Consider the following 14,763-nt stretch of genomic DNA (forward strand, 5'->3'; position numbering starts at 1 on the left):
GAGCTGGAGGGATCGGCCTGGAGCCGAGGGGCTCGGGGCGGTCCGCCGCTTAGGAGGTCGGAGCCGCCGTCTTCGCGGGCCGGGCGCGCACCTTCACGGGCCACCAGAACCAGCGGCCGAGGAGGGCCGCGATGGAGGGGGTCATGAAGGCGCGCACGATCAACGTGTCGAAGAGGAGGCCGAGGCAGATGGCGGTGCCGACCTGGCCGATGATGCGCAGGTCGCTGACCACCATGGCTCCCATGGTGAAGGCGAACACGAGGCCCGCGTTCGTCACGACGTTGCCGGTGCCGCCGATCGCTCGGATCATGCCGGTCTTGAGCCCGGCGTGGATCTCCTCTTGGAACCGTGAGACGAGGAGCAGGTTGTAGTCCGATCCCACGGCGAGGAGGATGATGACGGTCATCGCGAGCACCATCCAGTGCAAAGGAATGCCGAGGATGTACTGCCACAGCAGCACGGAGAGCCCGAAGGACGCGCCGAGCGAGAGCACCACGGTGCCGACGATGACGGCGGCGGCGACCAGGCTCCTAGTCAGGACGAGCATGACGATGAAGATCAGGCAGATCGCGGAGACCCCGGCGATGAGCAGGTCGTAGTCCGAGCCCTCGCTCATGTCCTTATAGGTGGCGGCCGTGCCGCCGAGGTAGATCTTCGCTTCCTCGAGCGGGGTGCCTTTGACGGCCTCCTGGGCCGCTTGCCGGATCTTTTCGATATGCGCGATGCCTTCTTCGCTGGCCGGGATCCCCCGGTGGGAGATGATGAAGCGGACGGCGTGCCCGTCTGGCGAGATGAAGTTCTTCATGGCGCGTTTGAAGTCGGCGTTGTCGAAGATCTCCGGCGGGAGGTAGAACGAGTCGTCGTTCTTCGACGCGTCGAAGGCTTTCCCCATCGCGGTGGCGTTCTTGGTCGCCTCGTCCGTTTGGTCGAGGATGCCCATCTGGGTGTTGTACATCTCGAGCATCATGTCGCGCATGCTCCGCATGATGGGGAGCATGGATTTCATGTCCGCGACCATGGGCGGCAGGATCCGGTCCATGTCGTGCATGTTCTCGATGATCGGGCCGAACTGGTCGGTCATCTTGTCGATGCCGTCGAGCGCGTCGAAGATGGAGCGGAACGCCCAGCACCAAGGCAGCTCCCAGCAGTTCGTCTCCCAGTAGAAGTAGTTGCGCAAGGGGCGCATGTAGTCGTCGAAGTACCCCATGTCGTCGCGCAGCTCTTTGATGGTCGCGTACATCTCGTCCATCTGGCCGACCATGCTGTGCACAATGTTCTGCATCTTCTCCATGGAGGCGATCATCCGTTCCATGGTCGCGATCATGACGGTCATCTGGTCGGCTTGGACCTTCATCTTGGACATCATGTCGCGCATGAAGCCTTGCTGCTGGATTTGGCCCGCCTGCTGCATGCTGAGCTGGAAGGGGATCGAGGTGTGCTCGAGCGGCGTGCCCTGGGGCCGGGTGATGGACTGCACGCGGGCGATGCCCGGCACCCGGAAGACGGCTTTCGCGATCCGGTCCACCACGATCATGTCGGCGGGGGTGCGCAGGTCGTGGTCGGTCTCGATGAACAGCATCTCGGGGTTCATCCTGGCCTGGGAGAAGTGCCTGTCGGCGGCTTCGAAGCCGATGTTGGCCGGGATCGTCCTGGGCATGTACTCGCGGTCGTTGTAGTTGGGGTGATATCCCGGCAGCGCGGCGAGGCCGACTAAGGCGACGGCGATGGTGACGACCAGGATCGGCCCAGGCCAGCGGACGATGGCGGTGCCCATTTTGCGCCAGGTCCGGACTTTCATCTTCCGCTTGGGCTCGAAGAGGCCGATCTTACTGCCCACAGTGATCACGGCGGGCCCGAGCGTGACGGCCGCGAGGACGGTGAGCAGGAGTCCGACGGCGCAGGGGAAGCCCATGGTCTGGAAATAGGGGAGCCGGGTGAAGTGCAGGCAGAAGATCGCGCCCGCGATCGTCAGGCCCGAGCCCATCACGACGTGCGCGGTGCCTTTGAAGGTGGTGTAGTACGCGGTCTCTTTGTCCTCGCCGGCCCCTCTCGCCTCTTGGTAGCGGCCCATCCAGAAGATCGCGTAGTCCGTTGCGGCGGCGATGGCCAGCGAGGTGAGCATATTCGTGGCAAAGGTGGAGAGGCCGATGATGCCGTTGTGGCCGAGGAACGCGATGATGCCCCTGGAGGCTCCGAGCTCGACGCCCACCATGAGGAGCATGATGAGCACGGTGAAGATGGACCGGTAGATGAACAGCAGCATCGTGATGATGACGATGAAGGTCACCGAGGTGATCTTCTCCATGCTGTCGTTGCCGGCCTCGTTCTGGTCGCTCATGAGCGAAGCCTGGCCGGTGACGAAGGCCGTGACCCCGGGCGGCGGGGGGTTGTTCTTGTCGTTGAGGGCGTCGGCCACGATTTTCCGGACGGACTCGACGGACTCGTTCGCCAACGCCTCGCCCATGTTGCCCGCGAGGTTGAGCTGGACGTACGCGGCCTTGTGGTCGGTGCTTTCGGCGCCTTCCTCGGTGACCCGGTCGCCCCAGAAGTCTTGGACGTGCTGGACGTGTTTGGTGTCCGCGCGGAATTTCTGGACGAGCCTGTCGTAGAACTCGTGCGCGTCTTTGCCGAGCGTTTTCTTCGGGTCTTTGTCGGTCTGCTCGATGAGGATCATGGCCGCGCTGTCGGAGTCGGACTCTTGGAAGACCTTGCCCATTTCCTTCATCGCGATCAGCGCGGGCGAGTCTTTGGGCGAGAGCGAGACGGAGCGCTCCTTGCCGACCGCCTCCAGCTGGGGGGCGGCGAGGTTGAAGATCACCGTGAGGGCGACCCAGCCGATGATGATCGGCAGCGCGAGGGCGCGGATGATCCGCGCGGAGAACGTCCGTTCTTTATGCGAATTGCTCATGCGGATTTCACCAGGCATCCCACGAGGGCGTTGAGGCCCGTCGCTGTCTTCTCTGCTTTCACTTTGTCGTCCACCGTGATGCGGCAGCTGATGGAGTCGCCGTCGGTCTGCGCCATGATGTTGGCCGCCATCGAAGTGTTCGTCGTGCTGATCAGCAACTTCCAGGGCAGGCTGTGCACGATCAGCTCTTGTGGTTCGGTGTTCTGGTCGTAGTAGCTGATCCGGACTTTCGCCTTGGACCCGGTCGTGCCGGTGAGCTCGTAAAGGACCCGCTTGGGCCTCGAGCTTTTGTTCTCGGTGGCGATAGGCTCATAGCCGGACTGCAGGTGCACGTCGGAGCCGAAGATCCCGTGCAGCCGGTCGACGGAGAACGCCGCGACCGTGGCGACGGCCGCGATGACGAGGAACACCCAGATCCGCTTGAAGATCCAGAACGGGGTGATTTTTCGCTTCCGCCGCACGCTCTGTGGGGACTGCTCGGGGGCGGAAGGAGCCTGCTGCGGCTCCCGCCCGGGCGGTGCGGTCATAGGTCGGCCTTTCAAAGCTCAGTGTGCGACTTCGGCGAGCTATACGGAGTTACCGTTCCGTATAGCTTGATAGAGGATACATTACAGGAGGCGCGAGGTGAAGCGGATTGGCCCGCCGTGTCGCGCCGGTTGGGCCAGCTGTCGCCATGTTCGTCGTTTTACCCCTCGCGAGCTGGCCGTTCGGTATAGTCGGCCTATGTCGCGCTCCTCTCTCCCGCAAGAGCGGCGGATCGTCACCGCCGTGCCCGGTCCGAAGTCCGACGCGCTGACGGCGAGGCGGCGTGCCGCCGTCGCCTCCGGTGTCGGCAGCACGTTGCCGGTCTTCGTCGAGCGGGCCGGGGGCGGGGTGATCGTGGACGTGGACGGCAACTCGTTCATCGACTTCGGGTCGGGGATCGCGGTGACCGGCGTCGGCAACAGCGCCGAGCCGGTGGTCGCGAACGTGCGCGAGCAGGTCGGGGCGTTCACCCACACCTGTTTCATGGTGACCCCCTACGAGGGTTACGTCGCCGTCTGCGAGGAGCTCGCCGCCCTCGTCCCGGGGACGCACGAGAAGCGATCGGCGCTCTTCAATTCCGGGGCGGAGGCGGTGGAGAACGCGGTGAAGATCGCCCGTGCCGCCACCGGCAGGAACGCGGTGGTGGTCTTCGACCACGCCTACCACGGCCGCACCAACCTCACGATGGCGATGACCGCGAAGAACGCCCCGTACAAGCAGGGCTTCGGCCCGTTCGCGGGGGAGGTCTACCGCGCGCCGCTGTCGTACCCGTACCGCGAGCCAGCCGAGATCACCGGCAAGGACGCGGCGGAGCGGGCGATCGGGCTGGTCGAGAGCCAGGTCGGGGCGGGCAACGTCGCATGCGTGGTGATCGAGCCGATCCAGGGCGAGGGCGGGTTCATCGAGCCCGCGACAGGTTTTTTGCCCCGGCTCGCCGAATGGTGCAGGGCGAGCGGGGCGGTGTTCGTGGCCGACGAGATCCAGACTGGGTTCTGTCGCACCGGCGACTGGTTCGCGTCCGAGCACGAGGGTGTTGTGCCCGACCTGGTCACCACCGCGAAGGGGATCGCGGGAGGCTTGCCGCTCGCTGCGGTGACCGGCAGGGCCGAGCTTATGGACGCCGTGCGCGAGGGCGGCCTCGGCGGGACCTACGGCGGCAATCCGGTGGCGTGCGCCGCCGCGCTCGGGGCCATCGGGCTCATGCGGCAGGAGCGTCTGGCAGAGCGGGCGCGGGGCATCGGCGCGACGATGCTCGCCGCGCTCGGAGATCTCCGACGCGCGCACGCGTTCGTCGGCGACATCCGGGGCAGGGGGGCCATGATCGCGGCGGAGCTGGTCAAACCGGGCGGCAAGGAGCCGGACGCGGAGGCCGCCAAACGGATCGCCGCGAGTTGCCATCGAGAAGGCTTGCTCGTGCTCACCGCGGGCACCTACGGCAATGTGCTGCGCTTTTTGCCGCCGCTGGTCATGCCGGATCATCTGCTGCGCGAGGGGATCGATGTCCTCGCGCAGGCTTTCGCGAAACTCTGACCGATGCGAGAAGGGCTGTTCTCCCGCCGCGCGCGGCGGGAGAACAGCCCTTCTCAGTCAAAATTTTGGGGTCGCTCAGCGTGTCACGGGATGTTCACGCAGATGCCGTTGACGCATCCGCCGCCGCCCTGCGGGCCGCCGTGGCCTTCGCCGACGCCGGGGATGGAGCCGCCGCCGCCATTAATGCCGCCGCCGCCCTGGGTGCCGTCCGGAGCGGAGCCGCTACCGGAGGTGGGAGGGCCGTTGTCGTCGTCGTCGGAGTCGTCCGGGTCGGCTTTGAGGAGGACTGATCCCACATGTTGCGTGCTCTGCGGGAGAGGCGACGCCTGCGCTTCGGCGAGGGCGGCCGGGTACAAGCCGATGAGGCCCAGAATGGCAAAAGGAGCGATTTTCGCAGTCGAAACCATGGTGGTTCCCTTCTGTGTTTTTCTTTTGCGGACCCTAGCGGTATTCCGCATACGGGCCTCACCAGTATAGACGTGCTATCCCGACGCGCAACTCGTGAAGAACGTTTTCCGAGGGAGAAATTCATGTCGGGCGCTTGCCCGACACGTGATGCGCCGTTGCCGTTCAGGGCTGGTTCCGCTTTGGGCGGCCGTGCTGCTCCGCGCAGCTGAACATTGTCGCGAGCGCGCCGCGCAGATGCTAAGCTCTCCCACTGGGCCTTGCGCAATCCGCCGTAGTGTAATTGGCAGCACGACAGGTTTTGGTCCTGTTTGTCTAGGTTCGAGTCCTGGCGGCGGAACAGAGAGTGCTTCGCGTGTCTGCCTTTGTCGTCTGGTTTGGGCGGGCGCTTTACCCTGTGCGCGGAATGGGCCGTGGGGGAACTGCCGCTCTAGGCTCATGCGCGGGGCTTCTTGACGGTTTTCCAAGTCTGTCGCTGTGCCGAGGAGCCCTCCGCGAGGATCGCGCCCGCGTGCTGCTCCCCGAATGCAGGGCCTGGCGGACGGGAACACGTCAGGGAGCCGGTTCGGGCATGGCCGCCTCCTTCGGCAGCTTGTGGAGGCTCCGATACCGACGTGCCCCCAGCCGGTGCCCGGGATAGGCTGCTGCCAATTGCAGGATGCGCGAGAGATGCTCGTCGAGCGAAACCATCGTCGGCACGATCTGCGACATGTCTTTGATCAGGCGTGGCGCGATGTATGCCGTCATGAGCGACATGTTCCGCCCGAGCGCGTGACGCGGTTTGACGTTGCGCAGCGAGAGCATCTGCAGGATGCGCTCGGCGGTGTCGGGGCGTTTGAGCAGCGCCCGGCCCAGCGAGTTGAACCACGTGTACGGGATCTCGGCGTCTCCTAAGAAGTATGAGGCGAAGTACATCTCGAAGGCGTCGGCGTCCCGCCAGCGCCACCAGTCGAGCAGTTCGCGCTCGATATCCCCGCCGCCCAAGCCTCGGAGGATTCCTCCCGCCAGCTGCTCGCTGTGGCGGAACGCGTCCGCCATGCCTTGCCCCAGCGCAGGGTCCTTGAAATGGCCTGCGTCGCCGAGCAGCGCCCAGCCTGGGCCGACCGGAGTGCGGAAATACCCGTGCCACCGCCGATACATTCGCAGTGGCCCGACGCGGGTCGCGTCGAGCACGGCGCTGACGAGTTCCGGGCACTTGGACAGGGCGTTGTCGAAATTCGTGCCGCGGTCGGCTAAGACTGCGTCGGCGTTGCTCGTCGGGAAGCCCAACTGCACGTTGTAGATGCCGTTGTCCAAACGCGGGGCGACGATGTTGCATCCGTTCATGACCCCGAAGACGAGGTCGAATTTAGGGTTCGCCCCCTCGAAGAAGGACCACATCGGGATGTAATTGCCGGGGATTGCGAGGTATTCTTCGGCGCCAACCGCCTTGCTCACCGTCGAATGCGCGCCATCGGCTCCGACCACCAGGTCGGCGTGCACCGGCCCGGATGCGGTGGCGGCGCCCACCACTCGGCTGTCCTCGACGAGGACGCTGTCGACGGGGCAGCCAAGGCGGACGTCGGCTCCGGCCTTCGCGGCGTGCTCGAGGAGGACGTTGTCGAGCACCTCGCGCCGGATCCCGAGCGTGACGCCCAGAATTTCGGTGTCCATGTGCGATGCGACGGTCGCGTCGTTGACGCGGAACTGCATCGTGCGCAGCTGTGTCGCGCCTGCGGCCAGCACATCGTCAAGGACGCCAAGGCGTTCGAGCACTGCTGTTCCGCTGGCCGTGAGCAGATGGGTGGACGGTTTGTCGCCGAGCGCGCTTGCTTTCTCCGCAACGCACACTCGCAGTCCCTGCCGGGCCAGCTGCATCGCCAGCGCGGACCCCGCGCAGCGGGCTCCGACGACGACGACGTCGAACTTGTCCATGCCGACCTCCTTTAGCGGGTGGGTCTGGTTGTTGTCTAGAAGAGAGGGATCATGTCGCTTCCCTGCCAGTGATGAGGAAGCCAAAATCGTCTGGCCGCGCGGTAGCGGCGCGCTCGGCGGGAGAAGGGGCCGGCTCCGACGGGGAAGGGGCCGAGACCGCCGCAGCGACCTCGGCCCCTTCTTAGGTTTTGCTCCTTGCCGTCGGGCTAGTAGAGGCTGTTCGGCGTCCTGATCGGGTCAATCGGGGCGTTGTAGCCCGTGACGCCGGTCGCGTAGCCAGCGGCGATGTTTGCCGCGACGGGGGCGAGGCCGGACGCTGCGCCGAAGCCCGCGCCGATCAGCGCGCCGACAGCCGCGCCCACCGGCGCTGCGACCAAACCGAGCAGGCCAAACTGGTTGCCGAAGTCAGCGCCGGCTTGAGCGCCGATGAGACCGCTGGCAACGGTTTGGCCGATTGCGCCGGCCACGCCGACCGCGGCGCCGCCCAGCGCCCCAACGAAACCGCCAACGGCCCCAGCGCCGGCCGGACCGGCGATGCTGTTGCCGATCTGTCGACCGAAGTTCCCGATATTCGCGGATGTCGCGAGTGTGCCGGGGCCCATGGACGCGTTCGCGGCGTTCAGGACTTGATTGCTGATCGCAACGCTATTGGCGGAGCCGCTGATGCCCTCTGCGATACCGGCGCCCACGCTCGCGATGGCGAGGCCGGTGCCGAAGGCAGCGCCGTCGGCGGCCATCCCCAGGTTGCTTAGAACCGAGGCGGTCGGAGCGACCACCGCTGAGAGCGGCCCGAACTGGTTCGTGGGGCCGTAGTTGTAACCAACCTGGGCTCCGTAGTTGTAACCAACCTGGGCTCCGATCTCTCCGAAGTTGCCGACGGAGGGAGAGCCAGCGTTGAGACCGGCGAGGCCGCCGCCAAGCGCACCGCCGGCGGCGCCGATGATGCTGCCGGCAACGCCACCCACGACTGGAGCGAGCCCACCGATTTGCTGGCCGGCCTGAGCGCCGTACAGCGTGTCGTCGGCGGCGCGGCTGATTGCCGACGTGATATCGCTGAGAGGGCTCGTGGAACCACTTATCGAGGGAACGCCAGGCCTGGCCACAGGCGTCACCGCCGTGCCAACCGTGGTGGCGCTCGGTGCGGCTGCCGCGCTCAGGGTCGTGCCCGTTGTGGCGGCGCTCGGCGTTGCCGCGCTCGTGCTGGCCTTCGGCGTTGCCGCTGTGCCAACGGTGGCGGTGCTCGGTGCGGTTGCCGCGCTCAGGGTCGTGCCCGTTGTGGCGGCGCTCGGCGTTGCCGCTGTGCCGACGGTGGCGGTGCTCGGCGTCGCTGCGGCTGCGCCAGCCGTAGCGGTGCTGGAGCCTGCGGAGGCGGTGCTGGCACCTGTACCTGTGGTCGTGCCGGTGCTGGAGCCTGCCGTGCGCTCGGCGGCGTTCACGCTGCCGCTGGAGCTCGCACCAGACCCGCTGGAGCCGGAGGGGGAGCCGCCTGCGCTGGCGCCGCTGAGGGAGCCGCCGGAGGCCGATCCGCTGGAACCGGAGGAGGAGCCGCTGGAGCTGGCACCGCCGCTAGAGCTGGCACCGCCGCTAGAGCTGGAGCCGCCGCTAGAGCTGGAGCCGCCGCCTGAGCTGGAGCCGCCGCCTGAGCTGGAACCGCCGCCTGAGCTGGAGCCGCCGCCTGAGCTGGAGCCGCCACCGCTGCGGTTGTCGACCGTCGAGAACCCGTAGCTGTTGAGCGCGTGGGGCAGAGCGGTACGCGTGCCGATGGCATCGAATTTGTCGTATTGAGGCAACGCGGCGGTCGATGCGTCGCGATAGTTGTAGGAGGCCAGAGCGGCCGCAAACGCCGTGGCTCCGGCGATGATACTCGTCAGCGGCGCTGAGGTACGCCTTTTGCGCATTTGAGACATAGGAAAACCTTCTTGCTGCTTCTTGAGGGTTGCGTGAATCTTCTCTTCTTTTGTTCTCTTCTTCTGTTGCGTGTTCTATTGAGTGAATTTTCCGATACGGTCGCGTGAATTTTCTGGCCACTATGCCCGTTCCAAAACACGCGCCCTTGGTGGCCATCCCCGAAGGAACAGCATGTCAAATAAAGCCGGTTGGACCCCGCTTCAAGCTCATCGGGCCCCGCTGTCGCGAGTTACGCTTCAGTTACAGGAATGCTGGCCTGGTTGCAAGGGTGTCAACGTATGTAGCAAAATGATCTGCGCGCATATCCGCGTATCACTGGCAACGTTGCCGCCGATAGGGATAGAATTACTGTCTTCTGGCCCTCCGGGATGAAAAGAAAAGAGGGGATTCAGAGAAAGCGTGGAGCAGAGCGACGGTGGTCCGCTTGCGCTAATAATACAGCCCTTGTCTCTACGGCGCAATACTTTTCGCGCTCATTTTGAGCCCATTCGGTTTGGCGCGGCCTTTCTTGTGGAAATTGTCAACTCAAGTTTCCGCTCAAGTTTCCGCGAGCGTTCCTCATGCGTGCCGAATATTATAGCGGTATATGCCTTTTGGAGAATGACGGCGGTATATGACGGCGACGTATGTGCCCTTGGGCGGGAAAGCTCCTCTCGGAAATGATTTAACAGCATGTAATTCGTAAGTATACTGATAGGTAATACAGGGTTGTGTCAAGCGTCGACGCGGGACGGGGCGAGCGCGGATCGACACAATCATGAGGTGGCTCGAAAAACTCATGACGGTCCCTGGCATGGTGAGACGCTCATCCGTTTGCGGTGGTGGGCTGGGTCTTCCCTGGTTCATCATGGCTGACCTTTCGGAACCATACCAGCGGCGAAACCAGCGTGTTGCAACAGCACGTGCTCGGCTGCGCGTGATCAGATCGGAAATCATCTCCGAAGCCTTTTTGCCCGGCTGTCCACTTTGCTTCTGCGATCCTTAACTCGAGCCGTTGAGCCTCGCGTAGGCTCGGCTGCGCGCAGGTTTCACGCGCGGCGGAGAACCACGGTTCTTCGCAGCTCGAAGCGCTGCGGGGGGAAGGAAATTTGGGTATGCTGGCCGCATGGCGACTTCTATCAATTATTCCGCAGATTTCCCCGTGGAACCGAAGCGGTTGCACGATGCGCTTATCGATAAGAGCTATTGGCTGAACCGAGTCAATAGCATTAGCGGCGAGGAGGCGACGTGCGAATTCCGCGTAGACCCGGACGAGGGTCCTGTGCCGGAGGGCTGGTTCTCGGTCTGGTCGAGCCATCTGGTCCCTGTCGCCGAGCTGCCGCCGGCTATCACGAACGTCCGCGCTGCTGACCTTCGCATTAATCGCAGCGAGCATTGGGGGCCTTTCTGGAACAACCGGGCTTCGGGATTGTTCACTTTTAGCATCCCCGAGTCGCCCGTGCGGGTTCGGGGTGATGTGGCCCTCACGCCGAAGGGCAATGGTTCGATGCTCAACTACACCACTGAGTTGCAGCTGAAGGTCCCGTTCCTCAAATCAAAGATCGAATCGAACCTTTCCGAGCGGATCATCAAAGTCCTTGACATGGTGCGGGATTTCACCATTGTTTGGCTCGCGAGCCACTGATTCTGCGTCATATGGCGGGATCGTCATGCCGGTCTTCTTCGGAGGGGCTGAGATGATTCGGCGCTCTAAGGGAGGATAGAGACAAGGCTCATAGCTGTGTTCTCGTGTCAGTGAAAATGGAGTCGCGGGCACGGACTGTCATGGCGAGCTGCTCCGTCATATGGCCGGTTTGCGCGCTGGGGCGGGCCACCAGAACCACCGGCCCAGCAGCGTCGCGACGGCGGGGATGGTGAACGAGCGGACCACGAGAGTGTCGAAGAAGAGGCCGATCGCGACGGTGGAGCCGATCTGCGCGAAGGTGCTGGAGGCGCTTGCCGCCATGGCGAGCATTGTGCCGCCGAAGACCAAGCCAGCGGTGGTGACCACGCTGCCGGTGCCGACCATGGAGCGAATGATTCCGGTCTTGATCCCGGCGTGCTGCTCTTCCTTGAACCGGGCGACAAGCAGCAGGTTGTAGTCCGCGCCGACTGCGACGAGGGTGATGAACGAGGACGGCGCGACGGCCCAGTGCAGTGGCAATCCGACGAAATGTTGCCAGATGGCGGTGCTGAGCCCCAGCCCCGAAAGGTAGGAGAGCCCGACCGTGCCAATGACGACGAGCGCGGCGACGAAGCTGCGCAGCAAGATCAGAACAACGCAGAACACGAACGCGAACGCCGCGATGGCGCTGGTGATGAAGTCTTCTTTGGCGAACGCGGCGATGTTCAGCAGGGTGCCCCCGGCTCCGCCGAGGCTCACTTTGCTGCCGCCGAGGGAGGTTCCCTTCAGCGCTGCTTTCGCCGTCGGGATGATGCGGGCGCTGCAGTCCATGCTCTCTTTGCTGAAGGCGTTCATCTCGCCCATGACAAGCATCCTGGTGGCTTTGCCGTCGGGGGAGAAGTAGATGCGGAGGGCGGATTGGAACAGCGGGGAATCAAAGGCAGCTTTCGGCAGGAAGAAGAACTTGCCCGGATCCCCTGCGGCGAAGCTGTTCGACACCTCTTCCGCGAACTGCTTGATCTCGTCTATCTGGGGCAGCACGGTGTCGAGCAGGCTGCTCAGCGGCGCGAGCGTCTGCTGCATATCGGCGAGAAACTTGCCCAACGCGCTGATCTGGGTAGTAAGCTGCGGCAGGGCGCTCGAAGCGGTGCGGGCCCCGTCTAAGACCTCCTGGAGCTTGTGCTCGTCGAATTGGTCGAGCCTGCTGAGGATTTGGTCGACATCCCCGAAAAGGGAGAGGCCGGCGACGACCGCGTCGCAGTGCGGAATGATGTTCTCGCAGTTCGGGATCGTGTTCAAGAGGAATTCCCTGGACCCGACCATCGGTTCGACGTCATCACGAAGAGAACGTATGCCCGATAGGATGTCGAGGAATTGGTCCTGGAGCTCCTTGCCGCTGCGAACGGAGAGCCCAACGCCCCGCTCGGTGGTTCTCAGGGCGCTTTGAAGGCCCTGGACCACCGAGGAGAGCTGGTCGAGGCGTCCGGTGATCGCCGCCACGTCCTGGAGTCTTGCGATCGTGGTCTGCGCCGCCTGGGAGATCCGCTCGCCGATGTACTCGGCTTGGTAGGGCAACGTCCCCTGGGGCAGCGCAGAGACGAGCGGCCGGGTGATGCCTTGTACGGCCCGAACGCCGTCGAGGCCGTAGATGGCGTTCGTCATTTTCGCGAGCGCGATCAGGTCGGCGGGGTTGCGCATGTCGTGGTCGGACTCCACCAAAAGCATGTTCGGGTTCAGTATGTTCGGCGGCAGGTGCCGGTCTGCGGCATCGAGCCCCAGATTCGCCTCGGTTGTGCCCGGTTGGGCCGCGCGTTCGTTGTAGCTGGCCGCGTACGTCGGCACGATGAGAAGCGCGGCGAGGAGCACGGCGACGCTGCCGGCGAGCACGGGAAGGGGCCAGCGCACCGTCCGGGTGGCGATGCGCCGCCAGCGCATGGGGGAGCGTTGTCCGCGCGGCTCGCACAGGCCGAACCTGCATGCGAGCGCCAGTATCGCCGGGCCGAGGGTCAACGACGCGGCGAGCATCGTGAGAATGCCGATGGTGCACGGCAGGCCGGAGGTGGAGAAGATCGACAGCCGGGTGAAGGCCATGCACGCGGTCGCGCCGGCGATCGTCAGCCCGGAAGCGAGGATGATGTGCTGCACGCCCGACAGCGCCGTGTAGTACGCCGTGGTCCGGTCTTCCCCCGCCCGTCTGGCCTCGTGGTATCTGCCGAGCAAGAAGATGCCGTAGTCCGTGCCCGCGCCGAAGATGATGCCCGCGAGCAGGCTCGAGGCGAAGATGGCGACGCCCATGGTCCCGTTGTCGCAGAGGAGCGCGACGATCTGCCGGGCCGTCGTCAAAGCGACCAAGACGACGAGCAGCGGCGCGCCGGCGGTGACCGGCGAGCGGTAGACGAAAAGCAAGATCAGGGTGACGATCAGCGCGCACGTGAAGATCAAACGCACGGTCGACTGGTTGATCGCGACCAGCTCGTCGTTGACGACTGCAGACGGACCTGTCACGTAGACCTTGAGGCCCGCAGGGGGCGAGGCCGCCGCCACAGCGTCGCGGACGGCCTGGGTGGACTCCATCGCGAGCGCGGTCCCCATATTGCCCGCGAGGTTGAGGTAGACGAAGGCGGCTTTCTTGTCGGAGCTTTGGAATGCTGAGGACAGCATGGGGTCCGACCATACGTCGACAGAGCTGATGACATGCTTTTTGTCAGTGTTGAGCTTCTGCATCAAGGCCGTGTAATAACGGTGCGCGTCCTCGCCGAGCGGGGCGTTCCCTTCGAGCAGGACTGTGACGAAGTTGTTCGTGGAGCCCTGGCCGAAGTATCTGCCCATGTTCGCGAGCGCTTTGACTGAGGCGGCCTCGTCCGGCAAGAAGGACAGGGCGTGCCGCTCCACCACCTGCTCGAGCTGCGGGACGGCGAGATTGAGCTCGTAGGCGAGCGACAGCCACGCGATGATGATCGGAACGGAGAGCCCGTACAGCAGCCTGGCGTACAGGGGCCGCCCCGGAGCGCGGGCGTAGGTCTTGCGGCGGAACGGCAGGGAGAACTCATTGAATATGCGAGCGACGAGCGTGATCAGGCGGTTGAGCGCAGGCACGCGTCCGCTTCCCGCCTGCTTGCGAACGGGATCCGGTCGTTCGTTCATCCGACCCGAACCTTGCAGTTCACCACACCTGCGGGCGAGTTCGAGAATTGTTCGTCGCGGAGCTTTCCGTCGATCAAGATCCCGCATCCGACCCCTGCGGTTCGCGACTGCACCACCAGCGAGGCCATCACGGCCGGTGTTGTGGCATGCACCGACTGTTGCCACGGCAGGGTCGTGGCAACGTCGCGGGCGTGGGCGTTCTCGTCGAGGTAGGACACGGTGACCGGCGCTCCCCTCGGTCCGTTGGCCTCGTATTCCACCGTTCGCTCGGCGAATGTTCCGAGGGTCGGCGCGATATCCACGTACCCGACCGCTTGATCGGGGATCGGACTCGTGCGCACAACGGCGATGAACACTCCTGCCGCAGCGAGGACGAATAAAGAGACGAGGTACACCCAACTGCTTTTCATCAACGCTCCTTTTCTCATGCTTGCTTGCGCGCCGCATCGTTGGCGGAGGTTTTACGGCATTACGAATTCCTCGACGGCAGTTTTCGTCGAGAACCGATTGTTTTCGTTGAGATCAGCATGCCTCATCGCATACGTATTGTGTGGCGGGGGCTTGATTCTAGCAGTACTTTCGCGACCTTGGGAAGTCTGCATTATTTGGCCATATTCGAGCTGGCCCTAGTTTCCCGAATGTTTCCCGAACGGGGTCGAATCCTCCGGTTCTGCCGCGCTCGCGACGATGGGGCGGGGGCAGTTCGTTGGACGTTATCTTCGGTGTGCGTACAGTATATGGGGTGCGCGCTGGCGCGTCTAGTCTTGGCGGCAAGGCGCATGAGCGGCCATAGGTCGATATGAGTTATAAAGCCTCTTTATTCTTT

Annotated in this window: 10 protein-coding genes and 1 tRNA gene; 4 read left to right on the forward strand and 7 right to left on the reverse strand. The window is 64.3% G+C overall.

The window, feature by feature from the left end; all coding sequences use genetic code 11:
* Positions 1 to 49 precede the first annotated feature (49 nt).
* Both HMPREF9336_RS15110 and HMPREF9336_RS15115 read right to left on the reverse strand, forming a co-directional pair.
* The gene (locus tag HMPREF9336_RS15110; protein WP_021030812.1) at positions 50 to 2,908 is read right to left on the reverse strand and encodes an MMPL/RND family transporter; all 2,859 of its coding nucleotides are present in this window, start codon (positions 2,906 to 2,908) and stop codon (positions 50 to 52) included.
* Positions 2,905 to 3,435, reverse strand: a complete 531-nt coding sequence (locus tag HMPREF9336_RS15115) for an MmpS family transport accessory protein (RefSeq protein WP_021030813.1) — start codon at positions 3,433 to 3,435, stop codon at positions 2,905 to 2,907. Before HMPREF9336_RS15115 ends, HMPREF9336_RS15110 begins: the two co-directional genes overlap by 4 nt.
* A gap of 196 nt (positions 3,436 to 3,631) precedes the next feature.
* Here HMPREF9336_RS15115 and gabT point away from each other — a divergent pair, with 196 nt between their 5' ends.
* Positions 3,632 to 4,963: a 4-aminobutyrate--2-oxoglutarate transaminase gene (gene gabT / locus HMPREF9336_RS15120; protein ID WP_007468544.1), complete on the forward strand. Its 1,332-nt coding sequence runs from the start codon at positions 3,632 to 3,634 to the stop codon at positions 4,961 to 4,963.
* A gap of 83 nt (positions 4,964 to 5,046) precedes the next feature.
* On the opposite strand, the gene HMPREF9336_RS15125 is transcribed toward gabT, so the two are convergent.
* Positions 5,047 to 5,259 (reverse strand): hypothetical protein, encoded by a 213-nt coding sequence (locus HMPREF9336_RS15125; RefSeq protein ID WP_156920432.1) that lies wholly within the window; start codon positions 5,257 to 5,259, stop codon positions 5,047 to 5,049.
* Between the two features lie 377 nt (positions 5,260 to 5,636).
* On the opposite strand from HMPREF9336_RS15125, the gene HMPREF9336_RS15130 reads away from it, so the two are divergent.
* A tRNA-Gln gene (locus tag HMPREF9336_RS15130) sits at positions 5,637 to 5,708 on the forward strand.
* A 212-nt stretch (positions 5,709 to 5,920) separates the two neighbouring features.
* Here HMPREF9336_RS15130 and HMPREF9336_RS15135 read toward each other — a convergent pair.
* On the reverse strand, positions 5,921 to 7,282 hold the full coding sequence (locus HMPREF9336_RS15135) for an FAD-dependent oxidoreductase (RefSeq protein ID WP_007468548.1): 1,362 nt from the start codon (positions 7,280 to 7,282) through the stop codon (positions 5,921 to 5,923).
* 206 nt (positions 7,283 to 7,488) lie between these two features.
* Positions 7,489 to 8,247: a hypothetical protein gene (locus HMPREF9336_RS18735; protein WP_007468549.1), complete on the reverse strand. Its 759-nt coding sequence runs from the start codon at positions 8,245 to 8,247 to the stop codon at positions 7,489 to 7,491.
* A 100-nt stretch (positions 8,248 to 8,347) separates the two neighbouring features.
* Between HMPREF9336_RS18735 and HMPREF9336_RS18740 the strand changes: the two genes are divergently transcribed.
* Together HMPREF9336_RS18740 and HMPREF9336_RS15150 are read left to right on the forward strand one after the other, a co-directional pair.
* Positions 8,348 to 9,007: a hypothetical protein gene (locus HMPREF9336_RS18740; RefSeq protein WP_169727315.1), complete on the forward strand. Its 660-nt coding sequence runs from the start codon at positions 8,348 to 8,350 to the stop codon at positions 9,005 to 9,007.
* A 1,288-nt stretch (positions 9,008 to 10,295) separates the two neighbouring features.
* Entirely contained in the window at positions 10,296 to 10,814 is a 519-nt protein-coding gene (locus HMPREF9336_RS15150) for a DUF2505 domain-containing protein (RefSeq protein ID WP_007468553.1), read from the forward strand.
* A 156-nt stretch (positions 10,815 to 10,970) separates the two neighbouring features.
* Here HMPREF9336_RS15150 and HMPREF9336_RS15155 read toward each other — a convergent pair whose 3' ends face one another.
* Positions 10,971 to 13,937 carry an MMPL/RND family transporter gene (locus HMPREF9336_RS15155; RefSeq protein ID WP_007468556.1) on the reverse strand — a complete coding sequence of 989 codons (2,967 nt, stop codon included), beginning with the start codon at positions 13,935 to 13,937 and terminating at the stop codon, positions 10,971 to 10,973.
* The gene (locus HMPREF9336_RS15160; RefSeq protein ID WP_007468558.1) at positions 13,934 to 14,347 is read right to left on the reverse strand and encodes an MmpS family transport accessory protein; all 414 of its coding nucleotides are present in this window, start codon (positions 14,345 to 14,347) and stop codon (positions 13,934 to 13,936) included. Before HMPREF9336_RS15160 ends, HMPREF9336_RS15155 begins: the two co-directional genes overlap by 4 nt.
* Positions 14,348 to 14,763: the final 416 nt, after the last annotated feature.

It is taken from the genome of Segniliparus rugosus ATCC BAA-974, assembly GCF_000185725.2.
Classification (GTDB): Bacteria; Actinomycetota; Actinomycetes; order Mycobacteriales; family Mycobacteriaceae; genus Segniliparus; species Segniliparus rugosus.